General features: G+C 61.9%; 16 protein-coding genes. 10 read left to right on the top strand and 6 right to left on the bottom strand.

What is annotated here, in order from left to right; all coding sequences use genetic code 11:
* Positions 1-14 precede the first annotated feature (14 nt).
* From RLCC275e_RS19945 to RLCC275e_RS19935, 3 genes are all read right to left on the bottom strand, one after another.
* Positions 15-6116 carry a translocation/assembly module TamB domain-containing protein gene (locus RLCC275e_RS19945; RefSeq protein WP_033179373.1) on the bottom strand — a complete coding sequence of 2034 codons (6102 nt, stop codon included), beginning with the start codon at positions 6114-6116 and terminating at the stop codon, positions 15-17.
* Positions 6117-6183: 67 nt separating this feature from the next.
* The gene (locus RLCC275e_RS19940; RefSeq protein ID WP_171816874.1) at positions 6184-8112 is read right to left on the bottom strand and encodes an autotransporter assembly complex protein TamA; all 1929 of its coding nucleotides are present in this window, start codon (positions 8110-8112) and stop codon (positions 6184-6186) included.
* Positions 8113-8281: 169 nt separating this feature from the next.
* On the bottom strand, positions 8282-8539 hold the full coding sequence (locus tag RLCC275e_RS19935) for a YMGG-like glycine zipper-containing protein (protein ID WP_012759223.1): 258 nt from the start codon (positions 8537-8539) through the stop codon (positions 8282-8284).
* 324 nt (positions 8540-8863) lie between these two features.
* Here RLCC275e_RS19935 and hemA point away from each other — a divergent pair, with 324 nt between their 5' ends.
* The 7 genes from hemA to RLCC275e_RS19900 all read left to right on the top strand — a co-directional run bounded on the left by hemA (position 8864) and on the right by RLCC275e_RS19900 (position 17581).
* Positions 8864-10078: a 5-aminolevulinate synthase gene (gene hemA / locus RLCC275e_RS19930; RefSeq protein ID WP_033179371.1), complete on the top strand. Its 1215-nt coding sequence runs from the start codon at positions 8864-8866 to the stop codon at positions 10076-10078.
* A 339-nt stretch (positions 10079-10417) separates the two neighbouring features.
* A complete protein-coding gene (locus tag RLCC275e_RS19925; RefSeq protein ID WP_033179370.1) occupies positions 10418-11395 on the top strand; it encodes a LacI family DNA-binding transcriptional regulator in 978 nt (325 codons plus the stop codon).
* 54 nt (positions 11396-11449) lie between these two features.
* Entirely contained in the window at positions 11450-12688 is a 1239-nt protein-coding gene (locus RLCC275e_RS19920) for an ABC transporter substrate-binding protein (protein ID WP_033179369.1), read from the top strand.
* 74 nt (positions 12689-12762) lie between these two features.
* Complete coding sequence (locus RLCC275e_RS19915) at positions 12763-13680, top strand: carbohydrate ABC transporter permease (protein WP_033179368.1); 918 nt, start codon at positions 12763-12765, stop codon at positions 13678-13680.
* A complete protein-coding gene (locus RLCC275e_RS19910) occupies positions 13677-14540 on the top strand; it encodes a carbohydrate ABC transporter permease (RefSeq protein WP_033179367.1) in 864 nt (287 codons plus the stop codon). Before RLCC275e_RS19915 ends, RLCC275e_RS19910 begins: the two co-directional genes overlap by 4 nt.
* A gap of 20 nt (positions 14541-14560) precedes the next feature.
* Entirely contained in the window at positions 14561-16483 is a 1923-nt protein-coding gene (locus RLCC275e_RS19905; RefSeq protein WP_033179366.1) for a glycoside hydrolase family 127 protein, read from the top strand.
* 24 nt (positions 16484-16507) lie between these two features.
* Positions 16508-17581: an ABC transporter ATP-binding protein gene (locus RLCC275e_RS19900; RefSeq protein WP_171816873.1), complete on the top strand. Its 1074-nt coding sequence runs from the start codon at positions 16508-16510 to the stop codon at positions 17579-17581.
* Between the two features lie 15 nt (positions 17582-17596).
* Here RLCC275e_RS19900 and dxr read toward each other — a convergent pair whose 3' ends face one another.
* A complete protein-coding gene (dxr, locus tag RLCC275e_RS19895; RefSeq protein ID WP_033179364.1) occupies positions 17597-18787 on the bottom strand; it encodes a 1-deoxy-D-xylulose-5-phosphate reductoisomerase in 1191 nt (396 codons plus the stop codon).
* Between the two features lie 407 nt (positions 18788-19194).
* Here dxr and RLCC275e_RS19890 point away from each other — a divergent pair, with 407 nt between their 5' ends.
* Both RLCC275e_RS19890 and RLCC275e_RS19885 read left to right on the top strand, forming a co-directional pair.
* The gene (locus tag RLCC275e_RS19890; protein WP_033179420.1) at positions 19195-19845 is read left to right on the top strand and encodes a hypothetical protein; all 651 of its coding nucleotides are present in this window, start codon (positions 19195-19197) and stop codon (positions 19843-19845) included.
* A 61-nt stretch (positions 19846-19906) separates the two neighbouring features.
* Positions 19907-20197 (top strand): BON domain-containing protein, encoded by a 291-nt coding sequence (locus RLCC275e_RS19885; protein ID WP_033179363.1) that lies wholly within the window; start codon positions 19907-19909, stop codon positions 20195-20197.
* An 83-nt stretch (positions 20198-20280) separates the two neighbouring features.
* Here the strand turns inward: RLCC275e_RS19885 and RLCC275e_RS19880 are convergent, their stop codons facing one another.
* Both RLCC275e_RS19880 and RLCC275e_RS19875 read right to left on the bottom strand, forming a co-directional pair.
* On the bottom strand, positions 20281-20433 hold the full coding sequence (locus RLCC275e_RS19880) for a hypothetical protein (protein WP_165418930.1): 153 nt from the start codon (positions 20431-20433) through the stop codon (positions 20281-20283).
* Positions 20434-20550: 117 nt separating this feature from the next.
* The gene (locus RLCC275e_RS19875; protein ID WP_018482748.1) at positions 20551-20793 is read right to left on the bottom strand and encodes a hypothetical protein; all 243 of its coding nucleotides are present in this window, start codon (positions 20791-20793) and stop codon (positions 20551-20553) included.
* A gap of 146 nt (positions 20794-20939) precedes the next feature.
* Between RLCC275e_RS19875 and RLCC275e_RS19870 the strand changes: the two genes are divergently transcribed.
* Positions 20940-21458, top strand: coding sequence for a DUF2937 family protein (locus tag RLCC275e_RS19870; RefSeq protein WP_033179362.1), 519 nt, complete (start codon positions 20940-20942; stop codon positions 21456-21458).
* Positions 21459-21500: the final 42 nt, after the last annotated feature.

Raw genomic sequence — 21500 nt, 5'->3', positions numbered from 1 at the left:
TAGGGCGAGATGCATCAGTATTCGCGTTCATACACAACGCCGGCTTCGCCCGCACCATTACCCCCGGCCGCTCCGCGCAGCTTGACGCCGCGGCCGACATCGAGATTGATCACCGCCTTGGCGCCGGCCGAACCGCCCTGCTGCAATTCGAAATAGGTGCGATCGTTGAGATAGCGGCCGACGCTGACGCTCGTCTGGCCCTTGGAATCGGTGCTGACGTCGAAATCGTCGACACCGAGCTGGTTGCGCAGGCCTTCGAAAAGCGATGTGGAGCGGTTGCCGGCCAACTGACTGACGGCGTCGGCGAGCTGGGCGATCTGCACCGGCGAGAGCTTCGACATCGACTGGCCGAAAATCAGCTGCGCCAGCACTTCGTCCTGCGGCAGCTGGGGCGAGGAGGAAAAGGTGATCGCGGGGTCGGTTGCGAGGCCCGCGACGTCGACGGTCAGCGTCGTCGAGCCGGAGGCCGAGGTCGCTTCCATATCGAGCGCCGGCGTCAGGTCGCCGGCGAAGGTGATCCTGCTCTTGTCGGAGAAATCCAGACGACGGTTGAGAATGGTCATGCGGCCGCGGCGCATGGTGAAACCACCGGTCACGATGGGGGCAGCCGCTGTGCCGCGGATGGTCACCCGGCCGCCGAGCTCGGCGTCGATGCCGCGGCCGCGCACGAAGATATGCGAGGGCGCGTCGATTTCGAGATCCAGCGTGATCACGGAGGATTTTTCGCCGGGTTTGCGCTCGCCGTCATCGCGCAACTGCGCAAGCACCGCGCGCGGAGCATTCTTATGCCGGATGTCGATTTCTCTGAGCGAGGTCGGTAATTTTTCCGGGACTGTGATCGAGGTCTTGTCCAGCCGGAGCTTGCCGCTCAGCGTTGCATTGGTGATCGGCCCGCGCAGGCCGACCGTGCCATTGACGGTCGAGACGACAAGCGTTCCATCGACGTAGACGGCCTTGTCGAGCTTGATCCAAATGTCGGCTGGAAAGCCGCCGGCCGGCTGGATGCCGATGGTGCCGCTGGCCGAAATCGTGCCGCCGCCGCCGAGGCTGCCGGTGAGGCGCGATATCACGGCCTGGCTGCCATTGAAGGTCACGGTTGCCGTCAGATTGTTGACGGCCATATTGCGCCGAACGTCGACGAGCTTTGCGCCATTGGTCGAGACAGTGCCGTTGATGACGGGTGCTGCGGCCGTTCCGCCAATCTGGAGATTGACGGTGGCGACGCCGTCGGCGACGAGGCCCTGTTGCGCAAGCGGGGCGCCGAGCACGGCGAAAGGAAGATTGCCGTTGAAACGCATGTCAATGGCGCGATTGCCTGTGATGACGACGCTGCCGCCGCCCTTCAGCGACATGCCGGCGTCACCGGCAAGGCTGGTGTCGACCGTCAGCCTATTTCCGGCAAGTTTACCCGATGCGCCGATGCTGAACGGCGAAAGGCCGGCGCCTTTTGTCTGGCTCGTCGCCGCGTTCTTCCAGTCAACCTTGAAGTCGACGGAGGGCGCCGACAGCGCGCCGGTGGCCTTTACGGTCGCCGAGACCGCGCCCTCGGCTGCAAGGCCGGGAACAAAGCCGTTGGCGATGCCTGCCGGCAGATTGGTGGTATTCGCCGTGACATCAAGAGACTTGATCGACGTGCCGGCGATGGCGAGATTGCCGGTGGCTTTCAGCGCAATGCCGCCGCTGCCGTTGAGGGCGGCATCGAAATCCAGCCTGTCACCGGCATATTTCCCGGTCGCCGCCAGCGCAAGGCGGGACAGGCCGGCAGCCTTGGTGTGGCTGGTCGCGGCATCCTTCCAATCGAGCTTGAAATCGACGATCGGATTTGCCGGCGTTCCCGACGTTATGGCGCTTGCCGAAAGCGTGCCCTCGGCACCGAGACCGGGAACGAAGGCATTTGCGATATTTGCTGGCAGCGCCGGGATATCGGCATTGATCGAAAGGTCCCGGATGGCCGTTCCCGCGATCGTGACGCCGCCCGTCGCCTTGGCCAACACGCCGTCCTTGCCGGCGAGATTGGCGTCGAAATCGACCCGGTCGTTGGCGAACTTGCCGGACGCTGCAGCGCTCAGGCCCGAAAGGCCGCTGCTCTTGGTCTGGGCGGTCGCGGCGTTCTTCCAGTCGAGCTTGAAATCGACCGCCGGCTTCGGAAGCGCACCAGAAGCGGATGCCGTTCCCGAGACGGTGCCTTCGGCGGCAAGACCCGGGACGAAGCCGTTGGCGAGGCCTGCCGGAAGGTTGGCGAGATCGGCCTTGACGTCGAGGGTTTTAACCGAGGTGCCTGATGTCGCGACGTTGCCGGCTGCCTTCAGCGAGAGGCCGTCCCGGCCGCCGAGATTGGCATCGAAATCGAGCCGGTCGTCGGCGAAGCGTCCGGATGCGGCAAGCGCGAGGCCAGAGAGATGAGCGCTTCGCGTATGGCTGGTCGCAGCATCCGTCCAGTCGAGCTTGAAATCGGCTTTCGGTGCGGCGGGTGTCCCGGCGGCGGAGATGGTGCCGGATATCGTGCCGCCGGCCGCCAGATCGGGAACGAAGGCATTTGCCAGGCTGGCCGGAAGCTTGACGATCTCGGCATCGACCTTGATGCTGTCGATCGCCGTACCGGCCAATGCGACATTGCCAATGGCTTTCAGTGAGAGGTCTTTGTCGCCGCTGACTGCCGCGTTGAAATCAAGCTTGTTGTCGGCAAATTTTCCCGATGCGGTCACCCCGAGCGCTGCAAGGCCGGCACGTTTCGTGTGGCTCGTCGCTGCGTCTTTCCAATTGAGATCGAAATCAGCACTCGGGGCGGAAAGCGACCCGGCGGCCGAGATTTTTCCGGAGATCGCGCCTTCGGCGGCGAGATCGGCGACGAAACTGTTTGCGATATTTGCCGGAACATTCACCAGGGCGGCGTCGAGTTTGACGTTGCCGATCGTCGTGCCCGTGATGGCGACATTGCCGTTCGCCTTCAGCGAGAGGCCTTTGGCGCCGCCGATCACTGTATCGAAATCGAGTTTGCTGTCGGCGAATTTTCCGGATGCCTTGAGGCCAAGATCGGCAAGGCCGACGCGCTTTGTTTGGCTCGTGGCAGCACTTTTCCAATCAAGATCGAAATTTGCGGTGGGGGCAGCCAGCGAGCCGGACGCCGTCACTTTTCCTGTAATCGTGCCTTCGGCGGCGAGATCGGGAACGAAACCATTGGCGATGCGGGCAGGCAGGTTGAGTATATCGGCGTTGACATCAAGGACCGGTGCCTTCGGGTCGGCGAGCGCGACATTGCCGGCGGCCTTGAGCGAAAGGCCGTCATTGCTGCCGACCGTGGTGTCGAAATCGAGCTTATTGTCGGCGAATTTGCCGCCGGCGGTGATGGCGAGCGGCGCCAGGCCGGCCCCCTTGGTCTGGCCCGTCGTCGCATCTTTCCAGTCGAGCTTGAAGTCGGCGACCGGTGCTGCCGGCGTTCCGGTCACGGCAATCGTTCCGGAGATCGTGCCGCCGGCTGAAAGATTGGGCACGAAACCGTTGGCGAGCGCTGCCGGCAGCTCGCGGATATCTGCATCAAGCTTCAGCGTTTCGCCGGCCGAACCGGTGACGGTCAGCGAACCGGCGCCGGTCTTCAGCGTCAGTCCGTCCAGGCTGGCGGCACCGCCGCCGATGGCGACCTGCGTCGGTGCGGCAAGCTCGATCGGGATATTGCGGGGGCTTGCCGAGAACCGGTCAAGGTTCAGGTGCATCGTGCCGCCCGCTGCCTCGACATTGCCCGCCGCCAGCACGGGATTGCCGTCATAGGCAGCATCGAGATCGAAATCGGTATGGTCTTGCTGCTTGGTAAACCTAAGCGAAAGGCCGGCGAGCCTGTTCGCTCCGGCGCTCACCTCCTCGGCCTTGACAGTACCGTTTGCCGCAAGGGCTTTGAGATCGCTGACCGTGACATCGATATCCGGCTTGACGATCGCAAGCGTATCACGGCGGATCGAGCCGCCGGTCGCAAGCAGCTTGAGCGCAATCTTGCCACCATCACTGCTGACGCCGAGCGAACCCTCGAGATCGCCTTCGGCCTTCTGCCCGCCGAGTGCGGCGAGCAGGCCGACATTGGGGAAATCGAAGGTCAGTGCGGCTGTTGACTCTAGGCTAGGCGAGAATTCCGCATTGCCGGTCAGTCGGTTGCCGCCGATATCGGCGGTCAGCGCCGGAATGCTTATCTTGCCGTCCTGCGAGGTGACGTTGCCGTTGATGCCGATTGGCTGGCCGTCGATCGTGCCGGTGGCGGCGATCCTGCCCTGCGGCGCCTTGGGATCGGCGAGAGCCGACAAGTCGATATTGAGGTTGCCGAGCGTGCGGTCGGCCATTTCAAGGCTGGGCGCCTTGAGATTGGCCGTCACGGAAATCGCCGGGAGCTCACCTCCCATTCTCAACGCATAACCCGCCCCACCACTGGCGCCGGGGATGAGCTTGCCGATGTCAGGCAGCCGGCCGGAGAGATCGGCGTTCAACATTCCGCCGTCGAGCGCGACGTTGCCGGCGGCTTCGAGCGTGCCGGATTTCAGGACGAGGTTGGACAGCGCGAATTTTGACGGGATGGTGCCGACCACCTGGCTTTCGAGCGAGATCGGGCCGTCGAACTTGCTTGTCACCGCAGCCGGCAGGGCTGCTGGGCTGATGGTGAGCTTGAGGTTGCCGGTCAGCGCCTTGTCTGCCAGCCGGTAGGAGCCGTTGAGCCCGCCGTTGATATTGGCGCTTTCGACGGTGGTGCCGTTGAAGCCGATGCCGGAGGGCGAGATCTGCAGCGGCGAGGCGATCGTGACCGGGCCTTGGACGGCACGATTGAGGTTCGGCTCGGTAAAGGTCGTATCGCCGGCAACGAGGCGCAACTGGACGCTGCCGGAACGCGCGGCGAGATTGAAGGCGTCGCTCTTTGCCGTCAGCTTGATGTTGCCGATATTGGCCTGCGGCAGGGTTGCGGTGTCGAGCGAGCCGCTGACGTTCAGTCGGGCGGTCTGCGCATCGCCTGTCAGCGCCAGATTGAGGCCAGAAATGAGGAAACGCGCTTCGCCTTCGGCGAGCGGCCAGCGGAAATCGACAGGCCCCGACGTGCCGAGCAGATTGGCGTTCAGGCTGTTGTTGCCGGCCGGATCGAGTGTACCCGAGGCGGCGATCACCACGCTGCCGGTGGCGATATTGCCGGTCTGGATATCGATCTTGCCGTGATTGTCGAAGGTGGTGGCAAGATCGATATTGGTCTGGCCGGCAAAAAGCGGCCGGAACGCCGATGGAAGCAGCGAACTCAGGTCACCGCCGCCCTTGAGGTCGAGGTGGTGCAGCCCGTCTTCCGTAATCTGATGCCGGGCTTCGATTGCGGCGCGCTGCTGCCCGTCGAGGGCAGCCTGCAATTTGCCTTTCCAATCGGATATCGGCCCCTGGCCATCGAGATCGATGTTGACGGCCGGGCTGTCCGGCAGCCCGAGAAAGCCTGCCAGCAGTCCGCCCTTCGGCTCGGACAGCTGCGCCTTCAGCCGCAGCCGGTTTTCAGCCGGCGCATAGGCGATATCGGCGGCAAGCCGCGCATCCGGAACCGCGTGACGGCTAACATTGACGACGGCCTCGCCGCCATCGCCGTTCGCCGAAAGGCTGCCTTCGGCGGCGAGCGCAAAGGCGCGGCCGGCAACGGGTGCGGCAAGGTTGATATCGGGCAGCGCGATGCGGTCGACATCGACTTTGATCGGAAGGCTGAATCCGCCGGAATTTTCAGCTTGGGGCCGCGAAGGCAGGGTGCGTACCGGCTTGCGTAGCACGTTGATCGCTTCGATCTCAAAGCGTTTGGCATGGAAGGTTCCGGTCAGCAGCGCAAGTGGATTCCAGTCGATCGCGACGCCATGAATTTCCGCAAAGACGCCCCTGGTGTCGGAGATGGAGATCTCGGCGGCGCGAAGCCCGCCGGTCAAAAGGCCTTGCGGTTCGCGAACCTCGATCGTCATGTCGCGGTTGGAAAGCGTGGAGGCTATCTTTTCGGTGACGATGCGAGCGCCAAAACTGGTGAAGCCGAAGATCGCCAGTGCGACGACGGCGAGAATCAAAGTGGCGCCGACGGCATAGCCGGTGAGCCGTACGATCCAGTTGACGATTTTTGTCAGCGTTTGCATCGGCGCGGACACTACCCCGTTTTCATGACAGCTCACAGATCGGAAAACACGAGCGGAATCGGCAATCTTAGAATGATTGGCCGATGCCGGCGTAGATTCCGTAATCTGTGCCATCTTCGTACTTGTTCAGCGGCATGGCAAAATCAAGCCGCAGCGGGCCGAAAGGCGTTGCATATCGTATTCCGGCGCCGGCGCCGGCGCGGATATCGGAAAAACCTGGAAAGGTGCTGTCCGATACGGTGCCGACATCGATGAAGGGCACGATGCCGATCGTATCGGTGATCTTGATGCGGGCCTCCAGCGAACCGGTCACATAGGAGCGGCCGCCGGTGGGATCGCCATTGTCGTTGTAGGGCGAGATTTCCTGATAGCTGTATCCGCGCACGGAGCCGCCGCCGCCGGCAAAGAAGCGCTGCGTGGCGGGAATGTCCCCAATGCTGTCGCCGCCGATCAGGACGCCGGCTGCAACCTTGCCGGCAAGCACCACGCCGTCTTCCTGGCCGAACGGCAAGTAGCCGGAGATCGAGCCCTCGAATGCCGCATAGGGCGTGGCGTTGAAGATTTCGTAGCCAGGCTTTGCCGACAGCGTCGCGCGGTAGCCCTCCGTCGGGTTGAACTTGTCGTCGCGTGCGTCGCGATCATATTGGATCGGCAAGGTGAAGGTCAGATAGTCGTTCGTGCCGAAGGCGTCGTCGTCGCGCTCCCAGCTGACCTCGCCGCTCGCGGAGATCGTGTCCTGGTCGGTCAGCTCGTAGGAAAGGCCGAGCGAGGCGGTGACGAGCGTGGCGTTATAGGCATCCGGATTTTCGGTCTTGGCGATGATGCCGGCCTTCAGCGTGGCGGCGGGGAAGAAGGCGCCGGGCTTGGTGAAGAGGATGCCGGCGGAATAGTCGAGGCTGCCGACATCCGTCGTTTCGCCGAGCCGCGAGACCGCTCCCTCGATCCTAAGCGTTTCGGCTTCACCGAACAGGTTGCGGTGGCCCCAATAGCCCTGAATGCCGAAGCCGTCGGTGGTGGAATATTGCGCGCCGACACCGAAGTAGCGTCTCTTGCCTTCGGACACCTCGATCGTCATCGGCAAGGTGCCATCCGGCGCCAATGCATCTCCTTCGTGAATTGTGACGCTCGAAAAGACACCGAGAGCGCGAAGGCGCTCACCGGCTTTCTTCAGCGTTTCCGGGGAGTAGGCTTCGCCCTTGTCCAGCCGGGAATAACGCTGGATGAAAGCTGGCTTGACGGTCTTTTCGCCGGTGACGCCGACATCGCCGATCGGGGCGATGGGGCCTCCCTCGGCAGCAAGGACGATATCGACGGTATCGCTGTTGTGATCGGCGACGACCTTGCGTTCGGTCAACTTGGCAAACGGCCGGCCTTCGCTCTTCAATTGTTGGACGATCTTGTCGCCGGCCTTGATGATGGCGAGCGAACCGGCCTGCGCGCCCGGAGCGAGATCGTAATCGGCGGGATTATGGTTTGCAGCATCGCCGCCGAACTGGACCTCCCTGACCTTGAAAACGGGGCCGGGAGCAATGTCGACGGTGACGGGGATCGGCCCGGACCGGTCGAATGTCGGATTGGGCGGCAGGTCGTCGATATTCTTGCCGTCGATGGTGATCGTCACCAGGCCGCCATAACGGGCCTTTTCATACAGAGTGGCGATCAGCCGCTCCCGGTCGTCGCGCGCCTTGACGACGATGCCGAGATCGCCGGACACCGGCAGCTTCTGGTCGCTGACGAGACGGGAACTGTTTTCCAGCGCTTCTTTCAAGTCCGGATCGGCGGTATCGGCTTTGAGGTCGACCTGGTAGCGCACCGGATCGGGCACCTGTTCGCCTTCGTCTTCCTCTTTGCCGAAAATGGTGATGCCGAAAAGCTTGAAGGCGTAAGCGTCGCCGATCAGGACCGGTGAGAACGCAGCTGCCGCTGCGACCACCATCATGGTGCCTGTTCGCCGATACGCAGTACTTGTTTTCGGGCCTGTCCCTCTGATCCGCATCCGCCGCTTTTGGTTATGTCTACATTGAAGCTTCGTTGCCCAGCCGTGAACAGCTTAGCGACAAAATCGCGCGGGGTGTACCATTTTAAATTGCCAACGCGCTAATTTAGCACAAAAAATCCCGGACCTGTGTCCGGGATTTCCTGAATTTACCGCTGTCCAAGCGTTCTTAGCGCGGGCAACTATCGATGTAGCGGCGGCCGTAGCGGTCGCGATAGTAGCACTGGCCGGGCTGTTCGGCGACGCTGCCGATCAAGGCGCCGGACACGCCGCCGATGGCGGCGCCGACTGCCGCGCCACGGACGTTGCCGGTGACTACGCCACCGATGACGGCACCTGATGCAGCGCCGATGCCGGCGCCCTGCTGCGTCGGCGTGCAGCTTGCGATCGACAGGCCGATCAATGCGAGTATGACAACTTTCTTCATCTTTTTTCTCCGAGGTTGTTGCCCAACGGGCAAAGGCCGTCCCTTTTAATTTTTGTCAGGCTAGACCGAAAACTATGTCGGAAGAAAGGGTTGTCCATCCGGCGTGCTGATTTTTTTGCGATCAGGCTGAGTCGCTTTTTGCCCGGTCGGCAAACTCGGCGGCCTTCTGCGGCATCAATTTTGTTGATCGCGGCTCGCATATTTTTTATTTGGAATCATTCAAAAATCTGGGCCTTTTGCCGCAGTTGGTGTTAAAGCAAAGGGTAAGGATTGACGCGCGGACGTCCAGTCATCAAGAACATCCGCGCGATACTGGAGCATATGATGGATTTCGAAGCGTTTTTCAAAAACGAGCTGGACGGGCTTCATACCGAGGGCCGTTACCGCGTTTTTGCCGATCTCGAACGTCACCGCGGCAATTTTCCCCGCGCGACGCGTTACACCGCGGACGGCGAGAAGGAAGTCACGGTCTGGTGCTCCAACGACTATCTCGGCATGGGCCAGCATCCGAAGGTGATCGAGGCGATGAAGAACGCCATCGACCACTGTGGCGCGGGTGCGGGAGGCACCCGGAATATTTCTGGCACCAACCACCATCACGTCATGCTCGAGCGTGAGCTTGCCGATCTGCACGGCAAGGAAGCAGCGCTGATCTTCACATCGGGTTATGTTTCCAACTGGGCAGCCCTTGGTACGCTCGGCGCAAAGATCCCCGGCCTCATCATCTTCTCCGACGCGCTGAACCATGCCTCGATGATCGAGGGCATCCGCTATGCCAAGTGCGAGAAGGTGATCTGGAAGCACAATGACGTGGCCGATCTCGAAGCCAAGCTCAAGGCCGCCGATCCGAAGGCGCCGAAGCTGATCGCCTTCGAGAGTGTTTATTCGATGGACGGGGATATCGCCCCGATCAAAGAGATTTGCGATCTCGCCGACAAATATGGCGCGATGACCTATCTCGACGAAGTGCATGGCGTCGGTATGTACGGTCCGCGCGGCGGCGGCATTGCCGAGCGCGAGGGGCTGATGGACCGGTTGACGGTGATCGAGGGTACGCTCGGCAAGGCTTTCGGGGTGATGGGCGGCTATATCGCCGCTTCAACGGCACTTTGCGATTTCATCCGCTCGTTTGCCTCCGGCTTCATCTTCACCACGGCGCTGCCGCCGGCACTGGCCGCCGGCGCTGTCGCCTCGATCCAGCACCTGAAGGTCAGCCAGTTCGAGCGCGCCCGGCATCAGAACCGTGTCCGCAAGCTGAGAGCACTGCTCGACCAGCGCGGCATTCCGCATATGCCCAATCCGAGCCATATTGTGCCGGTGCTGGTCGGCGATGCGGCCAAGTGCAAGTGGATCTCCGACCTGCTGCTCGACAATTGCGGCGTCTACGTCCAGCCGATCAACTATCCCACCGTGCCGAAGAAGACCGAGCGCCTGCGCATCACGCCGACGCCGCTGCATTCCGACGCCGATATCGCCCATCTGGTCGAGGCACTGCATTCGCTCTGGTCGCGTTGCGCGCTCGCAAGGCACGTCGCCTGATTTTTCGATAATCGCTCGGTTCGAACCGTAATTCAGGGCCTCCACTGGAGGTTCTGACAGCGATCGGTCTTGCTCCCGCAAGAGGCTGCAACAAACCTCCCTTGCCCGTTGAAGATCACCCGCTCTGCGCTTGGTCTTAATGCCGACCTGATGCGCATGGATCTTTCCCTGTGCTTGCGTTTCCCGCAAGCTGCGTTGCCGATCTCACCATCAGAGTCGCATGAGAAAACCTTTTCTCACTTGACATAGAGATTGGTAAAAGCTTTTCTCACGTCACTTCAGAAGGAGGACGTTCTGAACATATCGGGAGGAAAAAGAGGCAGGATCACCATCCACGAGGTGGCGGCGGCTGCCGCGGTGAGCATCTCGACGGCGTCGAAAGCTCTCAATGATACCGGCCGGATGGGGTCGGAAACGCGCGAACGGGTGAAGCGGATCGCCGCCGAAATCGGATACCGGCCGAATGCGCTGGCGAGAGGTCTTCTCAGCAAACGCAGCTTCACCATCGGGCTGCTGACGAACGATACTTACGGCCGTTTTACGCTGCCTGTCATGGCGGGCATCTCGGACGCTCTCGTCGATCACGGCGTTTCGGTCTTTCTCTGCGCCATCGAAGACGATCCGGCGCTCGCCCAGATCCATGTCGACGCGATGCTCGACAAGCAGGTCGACGGCATCATTGCGACGGGAAAACGCCTGGATCGGCGCCTGCCTGTCGATCTGTCGAATTTGCATGTGCCTGTCGTTTACGCATTCACGGAGGGGACGCAGAACAGCGTGACCTTCCGGTCTGACGACGAACAGGGTGCGCGGCTGGCGGTGGAATGGCTCGTGAAGATCGGGCGGCGCCGGATTGCGCATATCACCGGGCCGGAGGACTTCTTCTCTGTGCGGGAGCGTGCCGGCGCCTATCACGAGGTGGCAGGTCACCGCGAGCCGGTGCTCTACGGCGTCTGGTCGGAAAGCTGGGGCCATGAGGCGGTCGAACAGCTTTGGAAGCGGTCGGGCGAAAAACCGGATGCGCTCTTCTGCGGCAATGATCAGATCGCCCGCGGTGCTGCGGATGCATTGCGCGAGCGCGGCGTCAAGGTGCCGCAGGACGTCTCGGTGATCGGCTTCGACAATTGGGAGATTGTCGCGGCCCAAACGCGTCCGCCGCTGACGACGGTGGACATGGAACTGAAGGAGCTCGGGCGGCAAGCCGGTTTGACGGTGCTTGCACTTGCGGAAGGACGGCCTGTCGAGCCGGGAGTGAGGAAATTGCCGTGCCGGCTGATCGTCCGGCAGTCATGCGGGGGGAAAGCCCCCAAGGAATGAGAACACGTGAATGAGCAAAGGCGCGAGGAGATGCGCCATATCGGGAGGAGTGTCATGATCAAGCGTCTATTGGCGGCGACCAGCATCGCTACCTTATGTCTGGTGTCGGCTGCGTCGGCTGCCGAGAATGTCGAAATGTGGGTTCGCTCGGGGATCGGCGACGCCTTCAAGAAGGTCGTCGAAGCCTATAATTCCGGCCACGAGAACAAGGTCGTGATGACCGAAGTGCCGTTCTCCGAGCTGGTGCAGAAATATGCGACGGCGATCGCCGGTGGACAGGCGCCGGACGCCCTGTCGATGGATCTCATCTATAATCCCGCCTTTGCTGCGGCTGGCCAGCTGGAAGACCTGACGGACTGGGCAAAATCCCTGCCCTATTTCAACTCGCTTTCGCCATCGCATGTTCGCCTCGGCACCTATCAGGACCGGATCTACGGCCTGCCGCTGTCGGTCGAAACCTCCGTCTTTGCCTGGAACAAGGATCTCTACAAGAAGGCCGGTCTCGACCCGGAAAAGGCGCCTGTGAATTGGGACGAAATTACCGCCAATGCCGAGAAGATCCGGGCGCTGGGTGACGATACCTACGGCTTCTATTTCTCCGGCGGCGGCTGCGGCGGCTGCATGATCTTCACCTTCACGCCGCTTGTCTGGGGTGCGGGCGCCGATATTCTGTCGGCCGACAGCAAGACCGCGACGCTCGATACGCCTCAGATGCGCAAGGCCGTCGATATCTACCGCAACATGGTCAAGAAGGACCTCGTGCCGGCGGGAGCCGCCAGCGACAACGGCGCGAACTTCCTGACCTTCACCAACGGCAAGATCGGCCAGCAAAGCCTCGGCGCCTTTGCCATCGGCACGCTGGTAACCGAGCATCCCGATATCAACTTCGGCGTAACCCTCATTCCTGGCGTGGACGGGAAGCCTTCGTCCTTTGCCGGCGGCGACAACTTCGTCATCACCAAGGGCACGAAGAAGATCGACGCGGTGAAGGAATTCCTCGAATATGTGTATTCGATGGACGGCCAGAAGATCATGGCGAAGTATGGCAGCCTCCCGACGCGCGGCGATATCGCCGACAAGGTGCTTGAGGGCCTCGACCCGCGCATGCAGGTTGGCCTGAAGGCGATCGGCGTCGCCAAGACACCCTATACGCTGCAGTTCAACGACTTGATCAACAGCGCCAACGGGCCCTGGGCCAGCTTCACCAACGCCTCGATCTTCGGCGACGATGTCGACGGGGCGTTTTCGAGCGCTCAGTCGGAAATGCAATCGATCATCGATAGCGGCCAATAACTCTCTCCCGGCCGCGGCCGGGGAGCGGTGGCAGCTTCCCGGCCAATTCCACTCGACAGATGCGGAGCGTTTTGATGACCGGTTCCGGTTCAGAGATTCTATTGCCTCGGCGCAGGCGACGGCGCCGATCGAACTGGCGCGGCCTCGCCTACATCGCGCCCGCTATGGCGCTGGTCATCGTCTTTTTCATCATGCCGGTTCTCTTCACCGGATGGATGAGCCTGCATAACTGGCCGCTGATGGGGGCGTCGCGCTGGATCGGTTTCAACAATTATGTCCGCATGGCGAACGACACCCGTTTCATGACGGCGCTGAATTTCACGGCCTATTACACTGTGATCGTGACCATCGCGATCTTCGCGATCGCCTTTCCGCTGGCAATCTTCGTCGAAAAGGAACGGCAGTTCGTCGGCGCCTATCGGACGATCATCTTCCTACCCGTCGTGGTCGGTCTTGCCACTGCCTCCCTGCTCTGGGTCTGGCTCGCCAATGTCGATAGCGGCTTCATCGGCCCGGCCTTGAAGGCGCTGGGCCTCGTCGAAAAGAGCCCCAATCTTCTTGCGACCTTCGACACCGCCTTTCTGACGATCGTGGTGATGGTCGTCTGGAAGATCGCAGGCTTCACCATGATCATTCTTTTGACCGGGCTTCAGGCCATTCCGTCCGAGCTGACGGAGGCCGCCCGGATCGACGGCGCCGGCCGCTGGCAGCGTTTCCGGCATCTGACGCTGCCGCTGATGCGCAAGACGATCGCGCTGGCGCTGATCGTCTCCGTCACCGGTTCGATCCTCGCCTTCGACCAGTTCTACATCATGACGTCAGGCGGTCCGCAGAACAAGATGATCTCGGTGGTCTACTACATCTTCAATCAGTCCTTCGTGTCGTTCAATCTCGGTTATGGCGCAGCGCTGTCGATCGTGCTTCTCGCCATCCTGATGGCGATCAGCATCGTGCAGCTCTGGCTGCTTCGCGTCGGAGAGGAGCGCCCATGACCACGTCAAAGGAACGCCGTGCGCGCAAGGCCATCCGGACGAAGTCGGCCTATCATCTGACCGGCATCGCGATATCGCTCTTCTTTCTCGCCCCCTTCGTGATCACGCTGTTGTCGTCCTTCCGGCACGGCACGGAGGCCAGCCTGCCGCCCTTGCCGCCATGGCCGACATCAGGCGTCAGCATCGATTCCTACGCGCTGCTCGATACGTTCGGTGCCGGCATCTGGCGGCACATGATCAATTCGCTGTTCGTTTCGGTCGCCACCGTGGTGCTCACCGTCGCCGTCAGCCTGCTCGCCGGCTACGGCTTCTCGCGCTACCGGTTCCCGATGAAGAATGCGCTCTTCGTGCTGATCATCGCGACGCTGATGATCCCGTTCCAATCGATCCTGACGCCGCTCTTCATCATCCTGGCAAAGCTTGGCCTCAACAATTCGCTGCTTGGGCTGACGCTCGTCTATGTGACGCTGCAACTTCCCTTCTCGGTGTTCATGATGCGCAACGCTTTCGACGCCGTGCCGAAGGAGATCGAAGAGGCCGCACGCATCGACGGCGCGCGCGACCTCAGGCTCCTGGTGCGGGTTCTTCTGCCACTGGTGCTTCCCGGCGTCGCGACGGTCGCGATCTTTGCCTTCCTCAATGCCTGGAACGAGTTTCTCGCCGCGCTCGTGCTGCTCTCCAGCAATGAGAAATACACACTGCCGGTGCTGATGACGGCGGTTCGCGCCGGACGGCTCGGCGCCATCAACTGGGGAGCGGTCCAGGCCGGTGTCGTCGTCATGACGATCCCCTGCCTGATCGTCTTCCTGCTCCTGCAACGCTACTACATGCGCGGGCTGATGGCCGGCGCGGTGAAATGATCTTAGAGAAAGTGGAGCCTATGACCAAACCAAGCAATGACCGCCAGTTTCGTCCCGTCGCCGTTCCCGATGTGGAGCTCGGCGGCTTCTGGGGCAAATGGCAGGACGCCGTCTGCAATTCCACTGCCGAAACCCTGCTCGACCGCTGCGTCGAGGCCGGCATGCTCAAGGCGATCGATGTCGACCAGCCGAGCCCCGGGGTCGTCATTCCCATCCAGCCATGGGGCGGGACGACGCAGATGTTCTGGGATTCCGACCTCGGCAAGTCGATCGAAACGATCGCCTATTCGCTCTATCGCCGGCCAAACCCGAAGCTTGAAGCGCGGGCCGACGAGATCATCGACATGTATGAGAAGCTGCAGGACGAGGACGGTTATCTGAACGCCTGGTTCCAGCGCGTCGAGCCGAACCGCCGCTGGACCAATCTGCGCGACCATCATGAGCTCTATTGTGCCGGCCACCTGATGGAAGCCGCGGTCGCCTATTTTCAGGCGACCGGCAAACGCAAGCTGCTCGACATCATATGCCGCTATGCCGATTACATGATCAAGATTTTCGGCCATGGCGAAGGCCAGATATCAGGCTATTGCGGCCACGAGGAAGTCGAGCTGGCGCTGGTCAAGCTCGCCCGCGTGACGGATGAGAAGAAATATCTCGAGCTGTCGAAATACTTCATCGACGAACGTGGCACCGAACCGCATTTCTTCACCGCCGAGGCAAGCCGCGACGGGCGCGATGTCTCCGAGTACCACCAGAAGACCTATGAATATGCGCAGGCGCACCAGCCGGTGCGCGCGCAAACAAAGGTCGTCGGCCACGCCGTGCGCGCCATGTACCTCTATTCGGGCATGGCCGACATCGCCACCGAATACAAGGACGACAGCCTGACAGCCGCGCTGGAAACGCTCTGGGACGATCTGACGACCAAGCAGATGTACATCACCGGTGGCATCGGCCCGGCGGCCTCCAACGAGGGCTTTACCGATTACTTCGATTTGCCGAACGATACCGCTTATGCGGAGACCTGCGCCTCGGTCGGCCTGGTGTTCTGGGCGAGCCGCATGCTCGGCCGCGGGCCGGATCGTCGCTATGCCGACATCATGGAACAGGCGCTTTACAACGGCGCGCTGCCGGGGCTTTCGACCGATGGCAAGACCTTCTTCTATGACAACCCGCTCGAAAGTGCCGGCAAGCACCACCGGTGGAAATGGCACCATTGCCCCTGCTGCCCGCCCAACATCGCCCGGCTGGTGACGTCGATCGGCTCCTATATGTACGCCGTCTCGGACAACGAGATCGCCGTGCACCTCTATGGCGAGAGCACCGCGCGGCTGATGCTTGCCAACGGCGCCGAGGTGGAACTTGAGCAGACCACCAACTATCCGTGGGAAGGGGCGGTCGCGTTTACCACCAGGCTGGAGAAGCCGGCGCGGTTTGCGCTATCACTGCGCATTCCGGACTGGGCCGAAGGCGCAACCCTCAGCGTCAATGGAGAGATGCTCGATCTCAACGCCAATATGCAGGACGGATATGCCAGGATCGATCGTGAGTGGGCCGCGGGTGATCGTGTCGCCCTCTACCTGCCGCTGGCGCTTCGCCCGCAATATGCCAACCCGAAGGTGCGCCAGGACGCCGGCCGCGTCGCGTTGATGCGCGGCCCGCTGGTCTATTGTCTGGAAACCACGGACAATGGCGAAGACCTCAATGCCATCGTCCTGCCCCGCGAGCTCTCCACAGCCGAAACCGTCGTGCTGAAGGATCTCAATGGTGCTGTCGTCCTCGATCTCAAGGTCGAGCGCGAGGAAACATCGAATTGGGGAACAGCGCTCTACCGCAAGGCGCCGGCCGAAAGGCAGGTCGCCACCGCGCGTTTCGTGCCCTATCATCTCTGGGACAACCGCGCGCCCGGAGAGATGCTCGTCTGGGTCCAGTCGGACAGATAGGTCTTTTTGGGGATGACGAACGGTATGGGTAACAAGAGCGTCGTGCTCCAGGACGTGCGAAAAAGCTATGGCAATCTGCAGGTGGTCCACGGGATCGACCTGACGATCGCAGAGGGTGAATTCGTCGTCTTCGTCGGCCCTTCCGGCTGCGGGAAATCGACGCTTCTTCGCATGATCGCCGGCCTGGAAGACGTGACCGACGGGGAGGTCGAGATCAAGGGACGTGTTGTCACCGATCTCGATCCATCCGAGCGCGGCATCGCCATGGTCTTCCAGTCCTACGCGCTCTATCCGCATATGAGCGTGCGCGACAACCTGGCCTTCGGGTTGAAGATGGCGCGTACCAATGCCGCCGAGATAGAGACGCGCGTCAAGGCCGCCTCCGCGATCCTGAAGATCGACCATCTTCTCGACCGGCGGCCGGGACAGCTTTCGGGCGGCCAGCGGCAGCGTGTGGCGATCGGCCGGGCGATCGTGCGCAAGCCGGATGTTTTCCTGTTCGACGAACCGCTGTCCAATCTCGATGCGGAACTGCGCGTTTCGATGCGTATCGAGATCGCCCGCCTCCACCGCGAGCTTGGCAACACGATGATCTATGTCACGCACGACCAGACGGAGGCGATGACGCTCGCCGACAAGATCGTCGTGCTGCGCGACGGCCGCGTCGAACAGGCAGGAACGCCGCGGGAAATCTACGAGAATCCCTCGAATACCTTCGTGGCGGGCTTCATCGGCTCGCCCCGGATGAACCTGTTGAATGCCTGCTGGGGTGAGGGAGGTCTGGTCGAAGTCGCAGGCTGGCGCATCGAAAGCGGTCTGCCGCCCGCAAACCGCCCGGTTGGCGCCGCGGTGACGCTCGGTCTGCGGCCGGAGCATTTGAAGGTGGCATCCGACCTATCGGGCAGCCTGACGGCCAGGGTCGATTTTTCGGAGTATCTCGGAGGAACGCAATATCTCTATTGCCAGCTTGCCGATGGCCAGTCGCTGACCGTCGAGCATCGGTCCCCGATCAGTATTGCGGCGGGCGAGCGGGTGAGCCTGCTGTTTGAACCCGCGGATTGCCGGTTGTTCGACGAGGGTGGGAACCGGTTGCGATAATAGCGGCCGACAACTTCACTCGGCGATCGCCAGTGTCATGAGCTCCACCGCCCTTTGCCGGGCTTGCCTGTCGGCGGCGAAGACATCGTCCATGCCGGAGGCCGGCGGCAGGCCGGCCAGATCGTCCATGACCCTCTCGGTGACCTCTGCCATCGCAAGGAAAGACAACCGCCCTTCGATGAAGGCTTCCAGCGCCACTTCCTTGGCGCCGTTCAGCACGGCGCCCTGAACACCGCCGCGGGTCATCGCCAGGCGCGCGAGCCGCAGCGCCGGAAACCGCACCTCATCCGGCGCCTCGAAATCCAGCCTTGCCAGCTTGGCGAAATCCAGCCGCTCGACCGGCAGGTTCGGCCGGCGCGGAAAGGACAGGGCATAACCGATGGCGGTGCGCATATCGGGCGCGCCAAGTTGCGCCAGCACCGACCCGTCCGTATAGCCGACCATGGAATGGATGATCGACTGCGGATGGAAGATGACCTCGATCTGTTCGGGTCTGAGACCGAAAAGGTGCCGGGCTTCGATCATCTCCAGCGCCTTGTTGAACATCGAGGCGCTGTCGATCGAGATCTTCAAGCCCATCGACCAGTTCGGGTGGGCGCGTGCGGTTTCCACCGTCACGTCAGCCATGTCACGCAGCGAGGCGGTGCGGAAAGGGCCGCCCGACGCCGTCAGGATGACGCGCTCGATCGCGTGGCGCTGGTTCTCTTCCAGCACCTGGAAAATGGCGTTGTGCTCGCTGTCGACCGGAAGCAGCTTGCCGCCGCCTTCGCGGATCGCTGCGATGAACAGGTCGCCGGCCGATACCAGGCATTCCTTGTTGGCAAGGGCGATATCGGCGCCGCGGCGTGCGGCGGCAAGCGTCGGTGCCAGGCCCGCAGTGCCGACGATTGCCGCCATCACCCAGTCGGCGTCGCGGTCGGCGGCTTCCATCAGCCCAGATTTTCCCGAAGCGACCGCGATGCCGGTGCCGGAAAGTGCGCTCTTCAGTGATTCGTAATGGCGGTCGTTTGCCGTCACCGCCAGCCGTGCGCCGGATGATTTCGCCTGCCGGGCCAGCAATTCGACATTGCCGTTGCCTGTCAGCACGGAGATTTCGAAGTTCTCCCGTCCGCCCAGATGATCGACGACATTGAGTGTATTCTGGCCGATCGAACCCGTCGAACCGAAGATGCTGAGGCGCCGCGGCGCGCTTTTGCCGTTCATCATGTGGAATTTCGCGAAAATTTCTCTCGTAGGCTCAGGCTCTACTAGGCTTTGGAGGGGGCGGCAAGTGTGCGGTGCAGCAGATTTCAACCCTTGAGGGGTTTACAGAGCGGCGGCCGGATGTGATCCTAATAACAATCCTTACGGGGATTGGGAGGTTCCGCCGCGACCGTTCACGGTCGCATGGGCAATTCGGGACGCTGCGGCGTCCATTGAAGAACAGGCACTCGGTGCCACAGGCTTTCCGGCCAAAATTAAATCGAGGATGAAACCGGGATGAGCGGCTTGGCCGTGATCTCTATCGCGGCTTGGCCGTGATCCCATCGCGTTCGTGTCGAGCGCTTTCAATGTGCGCTGTCGCGTCGGTTTCGGCGCTGCAGCCCTGGGTCAGGTCAAAACGTTCGGATCTCATGACGACATCCAAAATAGCATGCATTCTTTTCGCCATCCTGCCCTCGCTCGCCGCCGCAGCGAGGGCGGATGACTTGGTGATCTGGTCGCCGGCCAAGCTTTCGGACCGGTCCTACAAGGCGACGATGGGGTTTCGCCTGCCGGCGGAATGGGAAACGAGCGCCGGCGCCGACATCGCGCTTGCCTCGACCAAAGGCGGGGCGCTGCTGCCCGATTCCGAACAGGCAATGCTTTGGGGCAGAATCACCAGGACAAGCGTCACCCCGGCAGGCCGGTCACAGCAGGGTGCCAGCGTCAGCGTCGACACGCTGCGCGGCAGCAGCGCGCTGACCCTGAGCCGCTCGCGCAGCTGGATCCTGTCCGATTCGCTCGACATGCAATCGAGCCGGTCCATCAGCGTGCAATATGACGCGGTCGAGGCCCGGCAGGCTTCGGTGACGGCATCGCAGGCGCTGAAGCTGATCCATCCCTGGACGGGAACCTCGCTTTCAGCAGGGACAGGCGTCAGCAATGCCAGCGGTGACTTCTCGAGCACGGTGGGGGTCAGCCAGGCCATTTTGCCGAATCTCAATCTCGATGCCTCGGTGAGCAATCCATTTTCAGGGGGTGAGGCGGGCAGCGTCAATCTCCGCTATCGCGTCAACTGGTAGCCGGTGCTGAACCAAACTCTGCCGACAGCGTTTCCTACGAGGTTTCACGGAGGAACGGATCATGGTTTTCAAGGAGCAGACATTTCACGGGCTCGAGCCCGAGATGGAAATAGAGATCGCCAATCGCGCATCGGTCGAAGCGGCCGTCGCCAATGCGCTGGCGATTGCCGGCGGCATCGATGCGTCGGATGTCGAGGTGACGATGGAGTACGACCAGATCGTATTGAGCGGCACCGTGGGCACGGTGGGCGAAATCGAACGGGCAACCGCGGTTGCCCAAGCCGTCGAGGGCGTGCATGTGGTGCAGAACCGGATCCTGCTTGGCGGTGCCTCGCTCGACGGCACGCATTAGCCGGATGGCGGGTTACCCCCGGGCCAGACCTGCGGGACGAGGAATAGTTCCACGTCGTCGCCTATAAGCCGGCGCTCAGCTGATCAACCGGCGAAGCGTTCGACGAGGAAGGACGAGCCGGCCAGACGATCCGTTTTCTGCGCGGCGCCCGACGCCTGCGGCTGATAGGCGATGGCAAGCAGCACGGCGCTGACGGCGATATAGGCGATGGCCAAAAGAATCATCTTGATACGCATGATGAATACTCCTGTTTCACAATAAACGCGGCTGATATTGCGAAGTTCCTCATCGGCGAGGTCAGATAGAAAAAGCCCGGCCGATAGGATCAGCCGGGCTTGCCTGCATGGATTGCCTTATCGGCAGATTCGGGTTTCCTTGACGACCGTATGGCCGTGACGGCGGATTTTTTCCGTCTTGGTGAAGCAGTCCTGGGAGACGTGGCGCGGCCGCATGTGATGGCGGTAATAGGGCCGTTCCGCATGACGGTAAGTGGGACGCGCATCATCCGTGGTGATGGTCACACTTGCCGCCTGGGACGGCATTGCGGAAAAGATGGACGCAGCAGTGAGCGTGCAGGCAAGGATAATCTGTTTCATGACAAGCCTCTCTTTCTGAGTTGGTCACGGCATCAACTCGTCGGAAGCGCAGTCGGTTCAATCACATAGAGTTACCGATTGTGACGGAGGCAGAAACCTTTGACGCGCCGGATCGTTAGCGCAGGGGATAGCCGGAGGCATCAATCATGGGACCGATTGCAAGGATCATCACCGTCGTCGCCGGGCTTGCCGGCGGCACGGTGTTTTCGCAGGCGCCGGAATTTGCCCAGCAATACCGCCAGCGGATCGGCGGGGCGATCGACGAATTGCGGGTCATCGTCGAGGATTTCAATGCCCAGGCGGCCGCGCACCATCTCGATCGCCAGCAGGCGCTGAACGCCTATGCGTTATCATCCGACGACTTCCTGCGCGACCGCGGCGTCTCGATGCAAAGCACGATCACGCGCTACGAAACGCTGCTGTCGCAGCAGCTCCACCTCGGCACCGCCGCACCCGTCGCCAAGCCTTTTGTGCTGCTGCGAGACGCGGATGACATCGTTTTCGCCAATACCTGGCGGGACTTCGCGCCCGGCGTGCCGGTCAGCTTTGCGGGTCTCGTCTGGGGCGCGATCGGCTTTATCGGCGGCTGCGTCGTGGCTGCGCTGCTGGGATTGGGTGCCCGGCGGGTCGTGAGGACGCGGCGCGTCCATCGTCAGGTTCGGTGAACCAATCGGTGGCGAACGTGGCACTGGCCCCGGAACGTAATG

Source organism: Rhizobium brockwellii, assembly GCF_000769405.2.
Classification (GTDB): domain Bacteria; phylum Pseudomonadota; class Alphaproteobacteria; order Rhizobiales; family Rhizobiaceae; genus Rhizobium; species Rhizobium brockwellii.
The sequence above is the reverse complement of the archived record's forward strand: the minus strand, read 5'-3'. Positions and strand labels throughout refer to the sequence as shown.

Coding starts and splice junctions, on each gene's coding strand:
- dxr (WP_033179364.1), bottom strand. CDS start 18,787: ATGATGAACGGCAAAAGCGCGCCGCGGCGCCTCAGCATCTTCGGTTCG.
- RLCC275e_RS19880 (WP_165418930.1), bottom strand. CDS start 20,433: ATGCGTATCAAGATGATTCTTTTGGCCATCGCCTATATCGCCGTCAGC.
- RLCC275e_RS19870 (WP_033179362.1), top strand. CDS start 20,940: ATGGGACCGATTGCAAGGATCATCACCGTCGTCGCCGGGCTTGCCGGC.
- RLCC275e_RS19915 (WP_033179368.1), top strand. CDS start 12,763: ATGACCGGTTCCGGTTCAGAGATTCTATTGCCTCGGCGCAGGCGACGG.
- RLCC275e_RS19900 (WP_171816873.1), top strand. CDS start 16,508: ATGGGTAACAAGAGCGTCGTGCTCCAGGACGTGCGAAAAAGCTATGGC.
- RLCC275e_RS19890 (WP_033179420.1), top strand. CDS start 19,195: ATGACGACATCCAAAATAGCATGCATTCTTTTCGCCATCCTGCCCTCG.
- RLCC275e_RS19935 (WP_012759223.1), bottom strand. CDS start 8,539: ATGAAGAAAGTTGTCATACTCGCATTGATCGGCCTGTCGATCGCAAGC.
- RLCC275e_RS19940 (WP_171816874.1), bottom strand. CDS start 8,112: ATGCGGATCAGAGGGACAGGCCCGAAAACAAGTACTGCGTATCGGCGA.
- RLCC275e_RS19875 (WP_018482748.1), bottom strand. CDS start 20,793: ATGAAACAGATTATCCTTGCCTGCACGCTCACTGCTGCGTCCATCTTT.
- RLCC275e_RS19905 (WP_033179366.1), top strand. CDS start 14,561: ATGACCAAACCAAGCAATGACCGCCAGTTTCGTCCCGTCGCCGTTCCC.
- RLCC275e_RS19910 (WP_033179367.1), top strand. CDS start 13,677: ATGACCACGTCAAAGGAACGCCGTGCGCGCAAGGCCATCCGGACGAAG.
- hemA (WP_033179371.1), top strand. CDS start 8,864: ATGGATTTCGAAGCGTTTTTCAAAAACGAGCTGGACGGGCTTCATACC.
- RLCC275e_RS19885 (WP_033179363.1), top strand. CDS start 19,907: ATGGTTTTCAAGGAGCAGACATTTCACGGGCTCGAGCCCGAGATGGAA.
- RLCC275e_RS19945 (WP_033179373.1), bottom strand. CDS start 6,116: ATGCAAACGCTGACAAAAATCGTCAACTGGATCGTACGGCTCACCGGC.
- RLCC275e_RS19920 (WP_033179369.1), top strand. CDS start 11,450: ATGATCAAGCGTCTATTGGCGGCGACCAGCATCGCTACCTTATGTCTG.